General features: G+C 61.3%; 17 protein-coding genes. 11 read left to right on the top strand and 6 right to left on the bottom strand.

The window, feature by feature from the left end; genetic code table 11:
- Nucleotides 1-5 precede the first annotated feature (5 nt).
- Nucleotides 6-1196: a YbfB/YjiJ family MFS transporter gene (locus IEX40_RS20240; RefSeq protein ID WP_188751713.1), complete on the bottom strand. Its 1191-nt coding sequence runs from the start codon at nt 1194-1196 to the stop codon at nt 6-8.
- Between the two features lie 73 nt (nt 1197-1269).
- A complete protein-coding gene (argH, locus tag IEX40_RS20235) occupies nt 1270-2667 on the bottom strand; it encodes an argininosuccinate lyase (RefSeq protein ID WP_188751711.1) in 1398 nt (465 codons plus the stop codon).
- A 262-nt stretch (nt 2668-2929) separates the two neighbouring features.
- On the opposite strand from argH, the gene IEX40_RS20230 reads away from it, so the two are divergent.
- From IEX40_RS20230 to IEX40_RS20180, 11 genes are all read left to right on the top strand, one after another.
- A complete protein-coding gene (locus tag IEX40_RS20230; protein ID WP_188751709.1) occupies nt 2930-3994 on the top strand; it encodes a TRAP transporter substrate-binding protein in 1065 nt (354 codons plus the stop codon).
- A gap of 79 nt (nt 3995-4073) precedes the next feature.
- The gene (locus tag IEX40_RS20225; RefSeq protein ID WP_188751706.1) at nt 4074-4715 is read left to right on the top strand and encodes a TRAP transporter small permease subunit; all 642 of its coding nucleotides are present in this window, start codon (nt 4074-4076) and stop codon (nt 4713-4715) included.
- On the top strand, nt 4705-6060 hold the full coding sequence (locus IEX40_RS20220; protein WP_188751704.1) for a TRAP transporter large permease: 1356 nt from the start codon (nt 4705-4707) through the stop codon (nt 6058-6060). Before IEX40_RS20225 ends, IEX40_RS20220 begins: the two co-directional genes overlap by 11 nt.
- Before the next feature lie 18 nt (nt 6061-6078).
- A complete protein-coding gene (locus tag IEX40_RS20215; protein WP_188751702.1) occupies nt 6079-7245 on the top strand; it encodes an iron-containing alcohol dehydrogenase in 1167 nt (388 codons plus the stop codon).
- 37 nt (nt 7246-7282) lie between these two features.
- Nucleotides 7283-8785: a CoA-acylating methylmalonate-semialdehyde dehydrogenase gene (locus IEX40_RS20210; protein ID WP_188751701.1), complete on the top strand. Its 1503-nt coding sequence runs from the start codon at nt 7283-7285 to the stop codon at nt 8783-8785.
- 118 nt (nt 8786-8903) lie between these two features.
- Nucleotides 8904-9680: an IclR family transcriptional regulator gene (locus IEX40_RS20205; RefSeq protein WP_188751699.1), complete on the top strand. Its 777-nt coding sequence runs from the start codon at nt 8904-8906 to the stop codon at nt 9678-9680.
- Between the two features lie 97 nt (nt 9681-9777).
- Entirely contained in the window at nt 9778-10725 is a 948-nt protein-coding gene (gene hemC / locus IEX40_RS20200; protein ID WP_188751697.1) for a hydroxymethylbilane synthase, read from the top strand.
- Nucleotides 10718-11494 (top strand): uroporphyrinogen-III synthase, encoded by a 777-nt coding sequence (locus IEX40_RS20195; RefSeq protein WP_229680864.1) that lies wholly within the window; start codon nt 10718-10720, stop codon nt 11492-11494. The genes hemC and IEX40_RS20195 overlap by 8 nt, the downstream gene beginning before the upstream one ends.
- Before the next feature lie 14 nt (nt 11495-11508).
- Nucleotides 11509-12837 carry a uroporphyrinogen-III C-methyltransferase gene (locus IEX40_RS20190; RefSeq protein WP_188751695.1) on the top strand — a complete coding sequence of 443 codons (1329 nt, stop codon included), beginning with the start codon at nt 11509-11511 and terminating at the stop codon, nt 12835-12837.
- Complete coding sequence (locus IEX40_RS20185) at nt 12834-14102, top strand: heme biosynthesis HemY N-terminal domain-containing protein (RefSeq protein ID WP_188751693.1); 1269 nt, start codon at nt 12834-12836, stop codon at nt 14100-14102. Before IEX40_RS20190 ends, IEX40_RS20185 begins: the two co-directional genes overlap by 4 nt.
- Before the next feature lie 70 nt (nt 14103-14172).
- Nucleotides 14173-14667: a TIGR00645 family protein gene (locus tag IEX40_RS20180; RefSeq protein ID WP_188751690.1), complete on the top strand. Its 495-nt coding sequence runs from the start codon at nt 14173-14175 to the stop codon at nt 14665-14667.
- A gap of 65 nt (nt 14668-14732) precedes the next feature.
- On the opposite strand, the gene IEX40_RS20175 is transcribed toward IEX40_RS20180, so the two are convergent.
- From IEX40_RS20175 to trxA, 4 genes are all read right to left on the bottom strand, one after another.
- Nucleotides 14733-15038 (bottom strand): 2Fe-2S iron-sulfur cluster-binding protein, encoded by a 306-nt coding sequence (locus IEX40_RS20175; RefSeq protein ID WP_188751688.1) that lies wholly within the window; start codon nt 15036-15038, stop codon nt 14733-14735.
- Complete coding sequence (ubiD, locus tag IEX40_RS20170) at nt 15028-16512, bottom strand: 4-hydroxy-3-polyprenylbenzoate decarboxylase (protein ID WP_188751686.1); 1485 nt, start codon at nt 16510-16512, stop codon at nt 15028-15030. The genes IEX40_RS20175 and ubiD overlap by 11 nt, the downstream gene beginning before the upstream one ends.
- A gap of 99 nt (nt 16513-16611) precedes the next feature.
- Nucleotides 16612-17871: a transcription termination factor Rho gene (gene rho, locus IEX40_RS20165; protein WP_188751684.1), complete on the bottom strand. Its 1260-nt coding sequence runs from the start codon at nt 17869-17871 to the stop codon at nt 16612-16614.
- Nucleotides 17872-18094: 223 nt separating this feature from the next.
- The gene (trxA, locus tag IEX40_RS20160; RefSeq protein ID WP_036187991.1) at nt 18095-18421 is read right to left on the bottom strand and encodes a thioredoxin TrxA; all 327 of its coding nucleotides are present in this window, start codon (nt 18419-18421) and stop codon (nt 18095-18097) included.
- Between the last annotated feature and the right edge of the window lie 91 nt (nt 18422-18512).

Here is an 18512-nt window from a genome sequence, read left to right as displayed (position 1 = left end):
ATCGCTCAACCGCCGGCACTGCGCGCCAGTGCCGGCTCATGCTGTTCCAGGCGCCAGAGCTGCGTCATCAGCAGCGCGCCCAGCGCCACCACCGCAGCGGCGATATAAAGCCCCAGCGTGTAGTTGCCCAGCTCCTTGGCCAGCATGCCGGTCAGCGCCGGCGCCAGAATCTGTGCCACCCCGTAGGAGAGCGTCATCCGCCCCATCAGCTTGGCCGGTTTGGTGGGATAGAAACGCCCCGCCATGGTCAATACCAGTCCCACGCAACCGATGAAGGTAGCGCCGAACAGCGCAGCACCGAGCAGTGCACCGGTTAACGTCGGCGACAACGCCGGCAGCAGAATCCCCAGCAGCTGCAACAGGTAGGCGAGAAACAGCGCCGGCACGTAACCGGTTCGACGCGCGATCCGATCCCAGAGAATCACCGCTGGTGCCGCAGCGACCCCCAACACCAGGAACGCCCAGTTGCCGCTGCTCTCCAGCCCCGGCTGGCGGGCGACAATATCGACAATGAAGGTGGCACTGATCACGTAGCCCCAACCGGCACAGAAATAGGCCGCCAGCAGCAGTCGGTTGAACAGCGGCGCCGGAGGGCAATCCACCAGCGCGCTCCCCGTCTTGGTCCTCCCACCGGTATCGGGCTCCGGCATCCAGCGCCAGGCGGGAATCGCCAGCACGGCCGCCAGCAGCGCAAAGCCGAGCCACTGACCTCGCCAGTCAAAGGATAAACTCTCGAACAGCTCCACGATCAAAGAGCACAGCGCGATACCCGCGCCCATGCCGATAAAGTGGATACCCAGTTCGGAGCGATACTGGTGGCGGATCAGCCAATTCAGGATCAGCGCACTGGCCAGCAGCAGGCCACCGGCGGAGCTGAAGCCTGCGATCAATCTCAGTATCGACCAGAGCAGGTAGTGCTCGGTCAGCGCCATGGCCGCAGTGGTGGCCACCGCGAGCAGCAGACAGAGGCGGTAAAGCCGGTCCTTGAGGCGCAGGTCGGACACAGCGGCGGCAGTGAGCGCACCGCCGAGGTAACCGATGTAGTTGAAGCTGGCCAACCAGCCACCCAGGGCGGTATCGAGAGGGGTTGCGGAGAGCATGACCGGCAGCAGCGGCGTGTACGCGAAACGCGCCACGCCGACGGTCACGATTAGACTGAGAATACCGGCTCCCAACACCTGCCAACGCTTGTCCATCCCTGCTCCTTGTCAGCCCCTGCGGGCATGTATGACGCGGCAAGCGTGGTGCGGAAGCCTTACCTCACCGCTATCAGTTACCGCGGGCCGCCAGTAGATCGCGCCCGCGGGCCACCGCCGCGCGCACCTGATCCGGAGCCGTACCGCCGATATGGTTACGCGCGGCGACCGATCCTTCCAGTGTCAAAACGTCGAATACGTCCTCGTCGATCTGATCGGAGAACTGTTTCAGCTCATCCAGCGACATGTCGGACAGATCCTTGCTGGTCTTGATACCGTAAGCCACGGAGAGGCCGACGATCTCGTGGGCATCACGGAAGGCCACGCCCTTGCGCACCAGGTAATCGGCCAGATCGGTGGCGGTGGAAAAGCCGCGTCGGGCCGCTTCACGCATCTGATCCTTACGCGACTCGATCGCCGGCACCATGTCACCGAAGGCGCGCAGGCAGCCCTTGACCGTGTCGACGGCGTCGAACAGCGGTTCCTTGTCCTCCTGGTTATCCTTGTTGTAGGCCAGCGGCTGGGACTTCATCAGCGTCAGCAGGGCGATCAGGTGACCGTAGACGCGGCCACTCTTGCCGCGTACCAGCTCAGGTACATCCGGGTTCTTCTTCTGCGGCATGATCGACGAACCGGTGCAGAAACGGTCCGGCAGATTGATGAAGTTGAACTGGGCCGAGGTCCACAGCACCAGCTCTTCGGACATCCGTGTCATATGCATCAGCAGCAGGCTGGAGGCAGCACAGAATTCGATGGCGAAATCGCGATCAGATACCGCGTCCAGGGAGTTGCCGGCCGGCGCGTCGAACTGCAGCAGTTCAGCGGTGTAGTGACGGTCGATCGGATAGGTAGTACCGGCCAGCGCCGCCGCGCCCAGCGGCATCACATTGACCCGTTTGCGGCAGTCGGCGAAACGTTCGTAATCGCGCGACAGCATCTCGAACCAGGCCAGCAGGTGGTGACCGAAGGTGACCGGCTGAGCGGTCTGCAGATGGGTGAAGCCCGGCATGATGGTATCGGCTTCTTGCTCGGCCAGATCCAGCAAACCCTGCTGCAGACGGCTGATCTCGGACAGGATCAGATCGATCTCGTCGCGCATGTAGAGACGGATGTCGGTAGCCACCTGATCGTTGCGTGAGCGTCCGGTGTGCAGCTTCTTGCCGGTGATGCCGATCTTTTTGGTCAGCGCCGCTTCGATATTCATATGCACATCTTCCAGTGCCACCGACCACTCGAACTCGCCGCGTTCGATCTCGATGCGGATCTCGCTCAGGCCGCGGATGATATCGTCGCGCTCCTTGTCGCTGAGCACGCCGACCTTGGTCAGCATTTTGGCATGCGCAATCGAGCCCTGAATATCCTGCCTGTAGAGACGGCGATCGAAATCGACAGAGGCGGTAAAACGCGCCACGAAGGCATCTGTCGGTTCACTGAAACGGCCACCCCACTGCTGATTGGTCTCTTTGCTCATACCTCTACCTCACTGGCGCTGTGTCGGCCCGAGACTCCGGGCCGTTGAAATTCGATGCCGGGATTATACAGCCCTTTGAACCCGGTTTGTCAGTTCTGCAAGCCCGCCATCTCAATTCCGTACGGCGAAACGGAAAACAACAAACCATGTTAGACATAAGTCTCATATTGAGACCTATAGTCTCATTTTCATTTGACATCAAACGCGAGCATCGATATCTATATCGAGACTATTTGTCTCATAATAATAAAAGGAACAGGATATGACTCTGAACAAACGCTGTATCGCCAACACAACCCTCAGCCTGCTGGGCAGTGCGGTACTGGCGGCCAGCCTCTCCTCCGCCGCCCACGCCGCCGATGATCAGATCCGCTGGAAGGTCCAGTCCGTGTTCAATACCAGCTGGCCGGGACTCGGCAACCCGATCCGGCTGGTGGAGGAGTCGCTGAAAGAGGCCAGCGACGGGCAGGCGCAGATCAAGGTCTACGAGCCGGGCAAGATCGTGCCCTCCTTTGGCATCACCGAAGCGGTAAAGAACAAGCAGATCCCCGCCGGTTACGCCTGGTTCGGATACGACCAGGGCAAGATGCCGGCGGCCGCGCTCTTTGCAGCCGTCCCCTTCGGTATGGACCCGTTGGGCTATAGCGCCTGGTGGTACGAAGGCGGCGGTCACCAGCTGGCTGAAAGACTCTATGCCGCGCACAACATCCATCCGATTCTCTGCTCCATCACCGGTGCGGAAACCGCCGGCTGGTTCCGTAACGAGATCAACAAACCGGATGACTTACAGGGCCTGAAGATCCGTTTCGCCGGCATCGGCGGCAAGGTGCTGCAGAAGTTGGGCGCGTCGGTCACGGTTATTCCGGGCGGGGAGATCTTCCCGGCGCTGGAGAAGGGCGCCATCGATGCCACCGAGTTCGCCACGCCGGCGATCGACGAGATGCTCGGCTTCGACAAGGTTGCCAAGCACAACTACTTTCCCGGCTGGCACCAGCCGTTTACGGCCAGCCACCTGGTGGTCAACACCGAGGTCTGGAACAACCTGAGCAAGTCCAAGCAGTCGCTGATCGAAACCGCCTGTACCGCCGCTACCTTCCGTGGCCTGGCCTACAGCGAGTCGCTTCAGGGCGCCAAACTGGCCACCTTCAATAGCAAGGGGGTCACCCCACACCGCCTCAGCCCTGAGCTGATGACAGCACTCGAAAACGCGACCAGCGAGGTGATGCAGGAAGCCTCAGCGTCCGATGCAATGTTCAAAGAGGTGTACGACTCGATGCAGAGCTTCCGCCAGGGTTACGACCAGTGGAAAAAGCTGGGATCTCTGTAATCGCCACTAAACCGAGTTAAACGGCCGGGCGGCGTCAGCTGCCCATCCTCCCCTCGCCGGGGCAATCCGGAGTCCAGGTATGAATCAACTGACAACAGCCACATCGGTCAATCCGACCGAGGGACAGGTACCGCACGCCGTCGATTTGGAGCAGTTCGTCCACCACACGGAGTTGCCCCTCACCACGCTGTCGCGTGCATTCGACCGTTTCATCAATCTCGTCTCCTCCGTGGCTCACTGGAGCTGGCTGGTGTTGATGCTGGTCATTCTGATCAACGTGGTCCTCCGCTACGTCCTCGGTGAGGGGCATATCGAACTGGAGGAGCTGCAGTGGCACCTCTACGCCATCGGTTGGCTGGTGGGTCTCTCCTTCTGTTACGTGGCCGATGACCATGTCCGCGTGGACCTGCTGCATGAAAATCTGGGCTTGAAGACCCAGGCCGTTATTGAGCTGCTGGGAATCCTGTTCCTGCTGCTGCCGTTCGCTGCCGCCGTGCTCTGGTATGCGCTTCCGTTTGTGCAGTACTCCTTCGAGATGAATGAAGTCTCCATGGCACCAGGTGGTCTACCCTATCGCTGGGCGATCAAGGCGGTGCTCGTGCTGGGATTCGCGCTGCTGCTGATCGCGATGCTGTCGCGCCTGAGTCGTGTCTGCGCGCTGCTGTTCGGTTTCCCTAACCCGCAAGTCAGCGCCAAACAGGAGAACACTCATGGAAATTAATGAGATTCTCGCCATCGTCATGTTCTCCAGTTTTATCCTGCTGTTGTTCAGCGGCTTTCCGGTCGCCTGGGTGCTCGGCGGGGTGGCCCTGATCTTTGCGGTGGTGTCCATGATCGCGGACCAGGTATGGGACGCCTGGATCGGGATCGACTGGGAGTATGTCTCCATCGTTGTACCCCGTATCTGGAACGTGATGACCAACTGGGTGCTGGTCGCACTGCCCATGTTCGTCTTTATGGGGCTGATGCTGGATCGTTCCGGCATCGCCGAGGACCTGATGTCGAACCTGGTTCGCCTGTTCGGCCGGGTGCGCGGCGGGCTGGCGATCACCGTCACCTTCGTCGGCCTGCTGCTGGCCGCGTCAACCGGCATTATCGGTGCTTCCGTCGTGCTGCTTGCACTGCTTGGCATACCGATGATGATGCGCCAGGGCTACAGCCACGAGCTGGCCTGCGGCACCGTCTGCTCCACCGGAACACTGGGGATCCTGATCCCACCAAGCATCATGCTGGTAATGATGGGCGACCGCCTCGGCGTACCGGTGGGCGATCTGTTCCTCGGCGCCGTATTTCCCGGGCTGCTGCTGGCAGCGCTCTATATCGGCTACATCTTCAGCGTTGGCATCCTGCGCCCCCACGCCGCGCCGGCTCCCAAGGACGCCGAGCCGGTCACACCGATGCTGATCGGCAAGGTATTTCTGACCGTGCTGCCCGCAGCCGGCCTGATCCTGGCGGTGCTGGGCTCAATCTTCGCCGGTATCGCCACCCCCACCGAAGCATCCGGCGTCGGTGCCTTTGGCGCCACGCTGCTGGCGGTGATCAAGAAACGCGTCAACCTGCAGGTCCTCTACGAGGTCTGCCGGGAAACCACCAAAACCACCGCATTTATCTTCGCCCTGCTGCTCGGTGCCACTGCCTTCTCACTGGTGCTGCGCGGTCTCGGTGGTGATGAGCTGATCGAGTCGGCACTGACCGGCCTGCCGTTCAGCCCCACAGGGATCGTCATCTGCATTCTGCTGGTGACCTTCGTGCTCGGCTTCTTCCTCGACTGGATCGAGCTGACGCTGATCATTCTGCCTCTGGTAGCACCGGTGGTCAGCGGCCTCGGTTTCGACCTGGTCTGGTTCACCATCCTGTTCGCGGTCTGCCTGCAGACCTCGTTCCTGACGCCGCCCGTGGGATTTGCACTGTTCTATATGAAGGGGGTCGCGCCGGAAGGGATCACCGTCGGCACCATCTACCGTGGCGTACTACCCTTTATTGCGCTGCAGCTGCTTGGCTTGGGGATCGTTTTCTACTGGCAGCAGATCGTGACTTGGCTGCCCTCCATGGCATATGCCAACTGATTATTTCGGAGAACAACTATGAGTAACCGAATCATTCTACCCCGTCTTCTTGAGGTGGGCGCAGGTGCCAGTCGGAAGGCACCGGAGATCCTGACCGCGCTGGGATGCAGGAAGCCATTGATCATCACCGACCGAATGATGGTCCAACTGGGCTATGTGGGCACACTTCAGGCCGTACTGAGCGAGGCCGGTCTCGACAGCGACCTGTTCGCCGACACCCTGCCCGAACCCACCGAAGCATCGATCATTGCCGGTGTGGATAAGGTAAAGGCCGGCCGCTACGACTCGATCATTGCCCTGGGCGGCGGCAGCCCCATCGACTCCGCCAAGGCGATCTCGATCCTGGGCAAGTTTGGCGGGCAGATGCGCGACTACAAATTCCCGCGCGATGTCAGTGAGCAGGGGCTGCCGATTATCGCCATCCCGACCACCGCTGGCACCGGCTCCGAGGTGACCCGCTTCACCATCATCACCGATGCCGACAAGGACGAGAAGATGCTGTGCGTCGGCCTAGGTTTTATGCCGGTGGCGGCACTGGTCGACTACGAGTTGACGCTGTCTCTTCCCGCCCGCGTCACCGCCGATACCGGTATCGACGCGTTGACGCACGCCATCGAGGCCTATGTCAGCGCCAAAGCCAACCCCTACAGTGACAGCCAGGCGCTGGCGGCCATGCGTCTGATCGGCCCGAACCTGCGCCGCGCCTACCACACACCAGACGACCGCGAAGCGCGCGAGGCGATGATGCTCGGTTCAACCCTGGCCGGGGTGGCATTCTCCGCCGCGTCGGTAGCCCTGGTACACGGTATGAGCCGCCCCATCGGCGCCTTCTTCCACGTTCCCCATGGTTTGTCCAACGCCATGCTGCTGCCCAAAGTAACTGCGTTCTCGCTGGACAGCGCACCTGAGCGCTATGCCGACTGCGCCCGCGCCATCGGTGCAGCACTGCAGAGCGACGACAACGCAACCGCCAACAGCAAACTGTTGGCGGAACTGCGTGCATTGAATCAGGAGCTGAAGGTGCCGAGCCCCGCCGAGTTCGGTATCGAGAAGGAGCGTTATTTCGAGCTGCGTACCACCATGGCGGAACAGGCCCTGGCATCCGGCTCACCCGGCAATAACCCCCGTGTCCCCACTGTCGATGAACTGATCGAGCTGTATGCAGCCGTCTGGAATCAAGAGTAAACCCGATTTGCGAACTGTCCGTATTAGGAGCACCCGCATGACCAACGTAACCAACTTTATCAACAACACCCGCACCCCGAGCGAGTCCGGCCGCACCGCGCCGGTGTTCAACCCGGCCACCGGCGAGCAGAGCGGCACCGTCACCCTGTCCACCGCCGACGAGACTCGCACTGCCATCGCCGCGGCCCAGGCTGCATTCCCAGGCTGGTCGAAGACTCCGTCCGTGGTGCGCGCACGCGTCATGTTCAAGTTCAAGGAGCTGCTGGAGCGAAACCGTGACAAGCTGGCCGAGCTGATCACCCTTGAGCACGGCAAGGTGTTCTCCGATGCCCAGGGTGAGATCACCCGTGGTATGGAGGTGGTCGAGTTTGCCTGCGGTATCCCGCACCTGCAGAAGGGCGAGCACTCACTCAATGTCGGCCGCAACATCGACTCCGACTCGCTGATGCAGCCGCTGGGCGTCTGCGCCGGGATCTCGCCGTTCAACTTTCCGGCCATGGTGCCGATGTGGATGTTCCCGGTGGCGATCGCCTGCGGCAACACCTTCGTCATGAAGCCGTCCGAGAAGGATCCAAGCGCCACCCTGTTTATCGCCGAACTGCTGGCTGAAGCGGGTCTGCCGGAAGGGGTGTTCAATCTGGTCAACGGCGACAAGGAAGCGGTCGATGTGCTGCTCACCGATGAGCGCGTGCAGGCGGTCAGCTTCGTCGGCTCCACGCCTATCGCCCAGTACATTTACTCCACGGCATCCGCCAACGGCAAGCGTTGCCAGGCCCTCGGCGGTGCCAAAAACCATATGGTGGTGATGCCGGATGCGGACCCCGAGCAGGTGGTCAACTCGCTGATGGGTGCCGCTTACGGCTCCGCCGGTGAGCGCTGCATGGCGATCTCCGTCGCGGTCTGCGTTGGTGACGAAGTGGCCGACAACCTGGTCGAGATGATGAAAAGCGAGATTGGCCAGATGCGCGTCGGCCCGGGCCTGGGTGTCGAGCCGGAGCCGCACATGGGCCCGGTAGTCAGCCGCGAGCATCAGCAGAAAATCCTTTCCTACATCAGCAGCGGTGTTGAGCAGGGCGCCACGCTGGTCTGCGACGGACGCGACTTTAAGGTCGAGGGGTACGAGAACGGCTTTTTCGTCGGCCCGACCCTGTTTGACAATGTCACCACTGAGATGCGCATCTACCAGGAGGAGATCTTCGGCCCGGTACTGGTCGTGGTGCGCGTAGATAGCTTCGACGCGGCGCTGAAGCTGATCAACGATCATGAATACGGCAACGGTACCGCCCTGTTCACCCGTGATGGCGATACCGCACGTCAGTTCGAAGAGAACGTGCAGGTTGGCATGGTCGGCATCAACGTGCCGATCCCCGTGCCGATGGCGTTCCACTGCTTCGGTGGCTGGAAGCGTTCCATCTTTGGCGCGCTGAACATGCACGGTTCCGACGGCGTACGCTTCTTCACCCGCATGAAGACCGTGACCCGCCGCTGGCCCACCGGCATCCGCGCCGGTGCCGAGTTTTCCATGCCGACCATGAAGTAACCTCTGATTCCCTGGTGGTTTCCGCATTCGCCGCCCCTCGGGGCGGCTTTTTTATATACATATATAGTTACCTGTATACTCTGTGCAGTTTTCTATCCGCAACGGACCCCGATCCACCATGAGTATCACACGCAGGGAAAAAGGCTCCTCTATTTTAAGAGTGCTGGAGATCATCGAAGCGATCGCCAACGCCTCCAAACCGATGACACCTACGGAACTGGCCAAGCAGCTCGATATCCCAAAGGCCACCGGGCATCGCCTGATCCAGACCCTGGAGAAAGAGGGTTTCCTGCAGACCAATATGCGTGGCTTCGTGGTACCCGGTGCTCGCCTGCACCAGGCCGCTCTCGGCATCATCTACGCCGGGCGCTACAAGGCTCAGCGCCGGGCGATTCTGGAACACCTGTCCAACGCGGTGGGTGAGACCTGCGGCATCGCCATCCCCGACGGTACCGAGATGCTCTATTTCGACCGGGTGCAAACCAACTGGCCACTGCAGATCAACCTGCCGGTGGGCAGCCATACCCCGAGCTGGTGCACGGCCAGCGGCAAGCTGTACCTGGCCAACCTGCCGCTGGCGCAGCGCCGGCTGATGCTCGAGAAGCTGCCGATCCAGCGCCTGTCGCGTAACACCCTTACCGACCCTGAAGAGTTGCTGGACGAGCTGGCACATATCGAACAGCAGGGGCTGGCGGTGGACAACGAGGAGTTCATCGACGGCATGGTCGCCTGCGCGGTGCCGGTGCGCGATGCCCTCGGCCGTCTGATCGCCTGCCTGTTTACCCATGCGCCGGTGATCCGCTGCTCGCTGGAGGATCTGCTTCAGTTCGAGCCGCAGCTGCGTGAGGCCGCCGCGCAGTTGGAACAGATTATTCAAGTACCGGCGCAAAGCTGAGGCTCGCCACCGGAGCCGATTCCGCCTCAGTTTCTGATACACTTAGTGCCATTTCCGTACACTATGTGGGGCTGGCCACCGCCCCTGGAGATCACCAGTGACTGAATTCAACAGAACCATCCGTATCGCCACCCGCCGCAGCCTGCTCGCCCTCTGGCAGGCCGAGTACGTCAAGGCGGAGCTGGAACGTTTTCATCCCGGACTGCAGGTCGAGCTGGTCAAGATCGAATCCAAGGGCGACAAGATCCTCGACACCCCGCTGGCCAAGATCGGCGGCAAGGGCCTGTTCGTCAAGGAGCTGGAAACCGCCATGCTCGAGGGCGAAGCCGATATCGCCGTACACTCGATGAAGGATGTACCGATGGAGTTTCCGGACGGGCTCGGCCTGGCCGTGATCTGCCCGCGTGAAAAGCCCACCGATGCGTTCGTCAGCAACACCTACGCAAGCTTCGACGAACTGCCCCAGGGTGCCGTCGTCGGTACCTCGTCGCTGCGCCGCGAAGTCCAGATCCGTGAGCGTCGTCCCGACCTTCAGGTACGTTTCCTGCGCGGCAATGTGCAGACCCGCCTGAGCAAGCTCGATGCCGGCGACTACGACGCCATCATCCTTGCGACCGCAGGTCTGATACGCCTTGAGCTGAGCGAGCGCATCCGCCAGGAGATGCCGCCGGAGCAGAGCCTGCCCGCCGGCGGCCAGGGCGCGGTGGGCATCGAATGCCGCACCGACGACAGCGAGCTGCTCGAGCTGCTCAAGCCGCTCAACCATACCGAAACCGCCTATCGAGTGTTGGCCGAGCGCGCCATGAACCGTCGTCTGGAGGGCGGTTGCCAGGTACCGATCGGCTGCTACGCCACGTTGAACGAGAGCGGCGATCAGCTCTGGCTGCGCGGCTTGGTCGGTCGGCCCGACGGTACCCAGGTACTGCGCGATGAGATCAGCGGCCCCGTCGATCAGGCCGAGCAGCTCGGTGTCACCCTCGCCGAGCGCCTGCTCGCCGCCGGTGCCGACAAGATACTGAAAGAGGTATACGCCGAGCGTGGCTGAGCAACCTCTCCATGGCATGAGGGTTCTGGTGACCCGCCCGGTCCATCAGGCCAGGAGCCAGATCGAGCGCCTGCACACGCTCGGTGCCGAGGCGGTGGCCCTACCGTTACTGGAGATAGTGCCGGTCACCGAGGCCGAGCACGTGGCGTTCAACGCCATCAAGAGCAAGATCCTCGACCTCGATCTGTATACCGGGGTGATCTTCGTCAGCCCCAACGCTGCCCGCATCGGCGGACAGTGGATAGATGCATACTGGCCACAGCTGCCGATCGGCGTGCACTGGCTGGCGATCGGTGCAGCCACCGCGGATAGTCTGGAAGCCTGTGGCATTCCGGCCCATTACGTGAACGGCGGCTATGATTCCGAAGCGCTGCTGTGCGATCCACTGCTACAGCAGGTCGCCGAGCAACGCTTCCTGATCATGCGCGGCGAGGGTGGTCGCGAACTGCTGGCCGACACCCTGCGCGCGCGCGGCGCCCAGGTCGACTATGCCGACCTTTACCGACGCACCTGCCCGCGCTACAGCCCCGACCTGATCAAAAGGACTATTTTTGCCCAAGGGTTATCCGCTATTCTGATAACCAGCGGCGAGGCTCTGAGTAACCTGCTGGAACTTGCGGGCACGGAGCCGGATCTACTGAGCACAGAATTGATCGTTCCGAGCCAACGCATCGCGGCAATCGCCGAGGCTCGGGGCTTTACTCGAATCAGGATAGCGGACGGACCGGACGACACGTCCATGATCCGCGCACTACGACCTGCCGACTGACTGGAACTGATGGCATGAATGATACCCGCAAGCCCGACGAGCAATCCCAGGACACTACGCCCGACCAGCAGCCCCCCGTTACCGATGAAGCAGTAAGCAGCGCGCCTGCGAAGCCGGAGGCTGCCAGCGGCGCTGAGAATTCGGCCAAGGAGACCTCCCCCGAGAGCAGTGAGAGCGACGCCCCGGCCGCTACGTCTGCCGAATCGACGGCCGACAAGCCGAACGCGGCCCAGGAGAAACCTCGGCCACCGGCGGCGTCAACGCCCACCCCCCCCGCACCTCCGACAGCGGCAGCGAAGCAACCGGCCGGCTGGCCCGGCAAACTTGGCTTGCTGCTGGCGCTGATTGCACTCGGCGGAGTCGGCTATCTTTACTGGCAGGGCTGGCAACTCAAGCAGGAGAGCAGCAGCGCCCAGGCCAGTCTGAACCAGCAGGTGGAAACCGCGCTGGCCAACGCACGTGCCGAGGTCGCCGACCGTGTCGGCGGTGTGTCCCAGCAGCTGGGCAGCCTGCAGGCCCAGGCCGAGGCCGAGAAGCAGAACATCGACCAGCTGCAGCAGCGCCTGACCGATGCCATCAAGCAGGTCAACGCCACCCGCGACACCTCGCGTGAGGACTGGTTGCTGGCCGAGGCCGAATACCTGCTGCGCCTGGCCAACCAGCGCGTGCTGATGGAGCAGACCGCCAACGGTGCACTGACCCTGCTCAAGGCCACCGACAACATCCTGCGTGAAAGCGACGATGTGGCACTGTACAACGTGCGTCAGGCCCTGGCCGAGGATATCGCCGCACTGGAAGCGGTGCCGGTACTGGATACCGAGGGCACCTACCTGAAACTGGCCGCTATCAACCGACAGGTCGACGACCTGCGCGTCACGCCGGTCACCGATAAGCGCAAGCTGCCCTCGATGCTGGAGGAGATCACCCCCGAAGCGGTCGAGCAAAGCTGGACCGAAGGCGCAGCAGCGGCTTGGAACAAGGCGGTGGACAAGTTCGAGAAACTGGTAGTGATCCAGCATCGCGACGAGCCGGTGGAGCCACTGATGTCGCCGGAGCAGACCTACTACCTGCAACAAAATCTGCACCTGATGCTGGAGCAGGCGCAGCTGGCACTTCTGCAGCGCAAGCAGCAGGCGTTCGACGCCAGCCTGGACAAGGCTTCGAACTGGATCTCCACCTACTTCGACCAGAAGGACGCCACCAGCCAGGCGATGTTGCGTGCACTGGAGGAGATGTCGGCAATGAATATCGCCCCCGAGCTGCCCGATATCTCCGGATCATTGAAGGCGCTCAAGGAGCATCTGCGTGAAATGGCACGGCTGAAACAGGAGGCCGGGCAATGAAGCGCTTCTTTATCCTGCTGCTGATCCTGCTGCTGGCCGGCGCCTGGCTCGGTCAGCTGATGGTACAGGATCCTGGCTACGTCCTGCTGGCCTACAAAGAGACCACCATCGAGACCAGCCTCTGGGTACTGCTGTTGATGGCGATCATCGCCTTCGCCGTGCTGCACACCCTGATCAACCTGGTCGGTCGCGCCCGTGTGCCGGCCCGCCGCATGCGCAGCTGGCGCGGACAGCGCAATCAGCGCATCGCCCAGAACAAGACGTTAAAGGGGCTGATGGCCCTGTCCGAGGGCAACTGGTGGAAAGCGCAGCGTTACCTGACCCAGGCCGCCGCGCGCAGCGAACAGCCACTGATCAACTATCTGGCAGCCGCCAAGGCGGCCCATGAACAGGGCGATGCTGCCGCCGCCGATAACCTGTTGCAGAGGGCGCGTGAGGCGACGCCGAAGGCCGAAGTCGCCATCGGCATCGTACAGGCACAGATCCAGCTTGCACGCGGTCAGCACGAGCCCGCCCTGGCCACCCTACTGCACCTGAAGCAGCTGGCACCCAAGCACAGCTATGTGCTCAAGCTGCTCAAGGAGGCCTACGTGCGCCTCAATGACTGGTCGGGCCTGAACCAGCTGATGCCTGAGCTGAAACGGCAGCAGGCGTTACCCTCAGAGCAGATTCGCAAGCTGGAAAATCTGGCCGCCCAACACCTGCTCCAGCAGAGCCTCAGCAGCCAGCCCGCGGAAGCAGACAGCCAGACCCGCCTGCAGGCGGTCGCCCACACCTGGCAATCCCTGCCTGCCGACTGCACCCATGATCAGCAGCTGATCGAGCAGTACAGCGCGCTGATGATCGAGGCCGGCAGTGCCGACGAGGCAGAGAAGATGCTGCGCGAGCAGATCAAGCGCAACTGGGATGAGAATCTGGTCGCACTGTACGGCCGCATCGCCGGCAGCACACCGCACAAGCAGCTGGATACCGCCAAATCCTGGCTGAAGAAGCATGATGACAGCCCGGCGCTGGAACTCACGCTCGGCCGCCTGTCGATGCAGAACCAGCACTGGGGCGCGGCGATCAAGCACTTCGAACGCAGCCTCGAGCTGCAGCCCAGCGCCGAAGCCTATGCCGAACTGGGCCGCCTGCTCAGCCACCTCGGCGAACGGGAGCGTGCCGCTGCCGCATCCACCCGGGGCTTCGAGCTGGTCAACGGTTCGCTGCCGAGCCTGCCATTACCGGAGGCCGAGGCGAAGCCTTTGCAAAACAGCACCGATTAAGGGATTGAATTCGAGCTCAATCGGCCGCATATCGGCTGATCCATGAGCAAGAGTTCGAGGTTTACAGAATATGGAAAAACAGCTTGAGCGCCTGATGTACCTGTCGCGCTGGATACTGGCGCCCATCTATCTCGGGCTCAGCCTGGCGCTGATCGCACTGGGCATCAAGTTCTTTCAGGAGGTGTTCCACCTTCTCCCCCATGTGTTGGAGATCGGGGAAGCGGATATCGTCCTGGTGGTGCTGTCGCTGATCGACCTGACCCTGGTCGGCGGACTGCTGGTCATGGTGATGTTCTCCGGCTACGAGAACTTCGTGTCCCGGATCGACCTCGACGAGGGCGCCGAGAAGCTGAGCTGGCTGGGCACGCTGGACACCAACAGCCTGAAGAACAAGGTCGCCGCCTCGATCGTGGCGATCTCGTCGATCCATCTGCTGAAGATCTTCATGGATGCCAAGAACTACGATAACGACCAACTGATGTGGTACGTCATCATCCACCTGACCTTCGTGGTCTCCGCCTTCGCCATGGGCATACTGGACAAGCTGACCAAGAAGCACCACTGAACCGGATGCGATGCCATTGAATGCTTAGGCTGCGCCCTTTGCCTGGTGGTAAATAGCAGCCCTGCTCAAGCGTCGCGCTTAAGCCGCGCGTAAGGCGCCAGGCGCAATACCAGAGCACTGCGTGCCTGCGCGGTACAGAGCTGGATCCTCGGCGGATCCAGCTTGCAACCACAGAAATGCCCCTGTGGATAACGCTGCTCTACCTCACCGCTTATCAGCCAGGCTGTGCAGATCTCGCACACCCCGTTGCGGCAAGCATGGCGCAGGGCCAGCCCGGCGTCGAGCAGCCCCTGCAACAGGGTAATATCCGCCGCCAGAGTCAGCGCCAGGCCATCCTCCGGCAGCGACACCTGCCAGTGTTCAACGGTCATCGAAGATACCCAGCTCATCCCAGAGCTGATCGACGCGGCTCTTCACCTGCTGATCCATCTCGATCGGCACGCCCCATTCACGGTCGGTTTCGCCCGGCCACTTGTTGGTGGCGTCCATCCCCATCTTCGAACCCAGTCCGGACACCGGCGAGGCGAAATCGAGATAGTCGATCGGCGTGTTGTCGATCAGCAGTGTGTCACGGCTGGGATCCATGCGCGTGGTGATCGCCCAGATCACGTCGTTCCAGTCGCGGGCGTTGACGTCGTCGTCGCAGACGATAACGAACTTGGTGTACATGAACTGTCTGAGGAAGGACCAGACCCCCATCATCACCCGCTTGGCGTGCCCGGGATACTGCTTCTTCATCGTCACCACCGCCATGCGGTAGGAGCAGCCCTCGGGCGGCAAGTAGAAGTCGACGATCTCCGGGAACTGTTTCTGCAGGATCGGCACGAACACCTCGTTCAATGCCACCCCCAGCACCGCCGGCTCATCCGGTGGGCGGCCGGTATAGGTGCTGTGGTAGATCGGCACCTCGCGCTGGGTGATGCGCTCCACAGTGAACACCGGAAAACGGTCCACCTCGTTGTAATAGCCGGTATGGTCGCCGAACGGTCCTTCGTCGGCCATCTCGTTCGGATCGATATAGCCCTCCAGGATGATCTCGGCACTGGCCGGCACCTGCAGGTCACTGCCGAGGCACTTCACCACTTCGGTCTTGCCGCCGCGCAAGAGGCCGGCAAAGGCGTATTCCGACAGTGTGTCGGGCACCGGGGTAACGGCACCGAGGATGGTCGCAGGGTCGGCCCCAAGCGCCACTGCGACGGGAAAGCGCTCACCTGGATGTTTGAGTTTCCACTCGCGGAAATCCAGCGCACCGCCACGATGGGAGAGCCAGCGCATGATCAGCTTGTTGCGCCCGATCAGTTGCTGACGGTAGATGCCCAGGTTCTGCCGTGGTTTCTCAGGTCCGCGTGTCACCACCAGCGGCCAGGTCACCAGGGGACCGGCATCGCCGGGCCAGCAGGTCTGGATCGGCAGCTGGTACAGGTCGACGTCGTCACCTTCTATCAGGGTGTGCTGGCAGGGCGCATTCTTGACCACCTTAGGCCCCATGTTCAGCACCTGCTTGAAGATCGGCAGCTTCTCCCAGGCATCCTTCATCCCCTTCGGCGGCTCCGGCTCCTTCAGTTGGGCCAGCAGCTTGCCCACTTCACGCAGCGCCGTCACCGACTCCTCACCCATACCCAGCGCCACCCGCTCCGGCGTACCAAACAGGTTGGTCAATACCGGGTAGCGGTAGCCCTTGGGGTTTTCAAACAGCAGCGCCGGACCGCCTGCCCTCAGGGTGCGGTCGCTGATCTCGGTCATCTCCAGGTAGGGATCAACCTCGACCTTGATCCGTTTTAGCTCGCCGCGCGCCTCCAGCATCTTGAGGAAGTCGCGCAGATCCTTGTACTTGGGGTTACTCATCAGCAATCGAACTCTTTGCCGGTGGAAAATAAAAAGGGTGAGTAGCGAAGCACTGAACCAGGCTCCCCTCACTCACCCTGTTGCCAAACGGTCGCGCGGTTACTTGCGCTTCATCGACATGAAGAACTCGTCGTTGGTCTTGAAGTCCTTCAGCTTGTCGATGACGAACTCGGTTGCCGCGGTATCTTCCATCGAGTCGAGCAGCTTGCGCAGAATCCACATCCGCTGCAGCTCCTCCTCGGTGGTCAGCAGATCTTCGCGACGGGTGCTGGAGCGGCGGATGTTGATCGCCGGGAACACACGGCGCTCAGCGATCTTGCGATCCAGGTGTACTTCGGAGTTACCGGTACCCTTGAACTCCTCGAAGATGACCTCGTCCATCTTGGAGCCGGTATCGACCAGCGCGGTGGCGATGATGGTCAAGCTGCCGCCCTCTTCGATGTTACGCGCGGCACCGAAGAAGCGCTTCGGACGCTCCAGCGCGTGAGCATCGACACCACCGGTCAGCACCTTGCCGGAGGACGGGATCACGGTGTTGTAGGCACGGGCCAGACGGGTGATGGAGTCGAGCAGAATGACCACATCCTTCTTGTGCTCGGTCAGACGCTTGGCCTTCTCCAGCACCATCTCGGCAACCTGCACGTGGCGTGACGGCGGCTCGTCAAAGGTGGATGCCACCACTTCGCCGCGCACGGTGCGCTGCATGTCGGTCACCTCCTCCGGGCGCTCGTCGATCAGCAGCACGATCAGGTAACACTCCGGGTTGTTACGGGTGATGCTGTTGGCGATGTTCTGCAGCATCAGCGTCTTACCGGCCTTTGGCGGCGACACGATCAGTGCGCGCTGGCCCTTACCCATGGGGCAAACCAGGTCGATAACACGGGCCGTGATATCCTCGGTACTGCCGTTACCTATCTCCATACGCAGGCGCTTCTGTGCGAACAGCGGCGTCAGGTTCTCAAACAGAATCTTGTTCTTCGCGTTCTCCGGTCGATCATAGTTGATCTCGTTGACCTTCAGCAGCGCGAAGTAGCGTTCGCCATCCTTGGGCGGGCGAATCTTGCCGGAAATGGTATCGCCGGTGCGGAGGTTAAAACGGCGGATTTGACTGGGGGAAACGTAGATGTCGTCGGGGCCGGCGAGGTAGGAGGAGTCTGCAGAGCGAAGGAAACCGAAGCCGTCCTGCAGGATCTCGAGAACACCGTCACCGTAGATATCCTCGCCGCTTTTTGCGTGCTTCTTCAAAATCGCGAAGATCACGTCCTGTTTGCGGGAGCGAGCCATGTTTTCAAGGCCCATTTCGGTAGCGATATCCAGAAGTTCCGGAACACTTTTCGTTTTAAGTTCGGTAAGATTCATAGTTTTTTGGGAACAGCCTAAAGGTGGCCGATAGTCAGGATGGAGACCGGAAAGGTTAGTCGGAAGAAATAGTTAAGTGCTCAGGCATAACACCTGAAGCAGGCCCTGAGGCCGGACAGATAAGTGAAAAACACTATAAAGCCTAAGGGATGAGCTGTCCAGCACGCGAACTAAGAAAACGCAATGGCCGGAAACCGGCTCATCGCGTCAGTTCGCCAGACGATCAGAGGTTGGCGTCAACGAAGGCCGCCAGCTGTGACTTGGACAGCGCGCCGACCTTGGTTGCTTCCACGTTGCCACCCTTGAACAGCATCAGGGTTGGAATACCACGGATACCGAATTTTGGCGGTGTCTCATTGTTTTCATCGATATTGAGCTTGCAGACCTTCAGACGGCCGGCGTACTCCTTGGCGATCTCTTCCAGTACCGGTGCGATCATTTTGCATGGACCACACCACTCAGCCCAGTAATCAACCAGGACGGCGCCTTCCGCTTTCAATACCTCTTCTTCGAAGCTGGCATCGGTGACGCTTACGATGTTTTCGCTCATTAGCTCTGCTCTCCAGTGCACCTGGTGCGTTGAAAAATCTGACCAGTGATAATACCACCAGCATCAAACCAATGTGAACAGCCCAATAATC

The organism is Marinobacterium zhoushanense (assembly GCF_014641945.1).
Taxonomy (GTDB): domain Bacteria; phylum Pseudomonadota; class Gammaproteobacteria; order Pseudomonadales; family Balneatricaceae; genus Marinobacterium_D; species Marinobacterium_D zhoushanense.
This window is presented reverse-complemented; position numbering and strand designations above follow the sequence as displayed.

Coding starts and splice junctions, on each gene's coding strand:
- IEX40_RS20215 (WP_188751702.1), top strand. CDS start 6,079: ATGAGTAACCGAATCATTCTACCCCGTCTTCTTGAGGTGGGCGCAGGT.
- IEX40_RS20230 (WP_188751709.1), top strand. CDS start 2,930: ATGACTCTGAACAAACGCTGTATCGCCAACACAACCCTCAGCCTGCTG.
- IEX40_RS20180 (WP_188751690.1), top strand. CDS start 14,173: ATGGAAAAACAGCTTGAGCGCCTGATGTACCTGTCGCGCTGGATACTG.
- IEX40_RS20205 (WP_188751699.1), top strand. CDS start 8,904: ATGAGTATCACACGCAGGGAAAAAGGCTCCTCTATTTTAAGAGTGCTG.
- IEX40_RS20225 (WP_188751706.1), top strand. CDS start 4,074: ATGAATCAACTGACAACAGCCACATCGGTCAATCCGACCGAGGGACAG.
- IEX40_RS20210 (WP_188751701.1), top strand. CDS start 7,283: ATGACCAACGTAACCAACTTTATCAACAACACCCGCACCCCGAGCGAG.
- ubiD (WP_188751686.1), bottom strand. CDS start 16,512: ATGAGTAACCCCAAGTACAAGGATCTGCGCGACTTCCTCAAGATGCTG.
- IEX40_RS20190 (WP_188751695.1), top strand. CDS start 11,509: ATGAATGATACCCGCAAGCCCGACGAGCAATCCCAGGACACTACGCCC.
- trxA (WP_036187991.1), bottom strand. CDS start 18,421: ATGAGCGAAAACATCGTAAGCGTCACCGATGCCAGCTTCGAAGAAGAG.
- IEX40_RS20220 (WP_188751704.1), top strand. CDS start 4,705: ATGGAAATTAATGAGATTCTCGCCATCGTCATGTTCTCCAGTTTTATC.
- argH (WP_188751711.1), bottom strand. CDS start 2,667: ATGAGCAAAGAGACCAATCAGCAGTGGGGTGGCCGTTTCAGTGAACCG.
- IEX40_RS20185 (WP_188751693.1), top strand. CDS start 12,834: ATGAAGCGCTTCTTTATCCTGCTGCTGATCCTGCTGCTGGCCGGCGCC.
- IEX40_RS20175 (WP_188751688.1), bottom strand. CDS start 15,038: ATGACCGTTGAACACTGGCAGGTGTCGCTGCCGGAGGATGGCCTGGCG.
- rho (WP_188751684.1), bottom strand. CDS start 17,871: ATGAATCTTACCGAACTTAAAACGAAAAGTGTTCCGGAACTTCTGGAT.
- IEX40_RS20240 (WP_188751713.1), bottom strand. CDS start 1,196: ATGGACAAGCGTTGGCAGGTGTTGGGAGCCGGTATTCTCAGTCTAATC.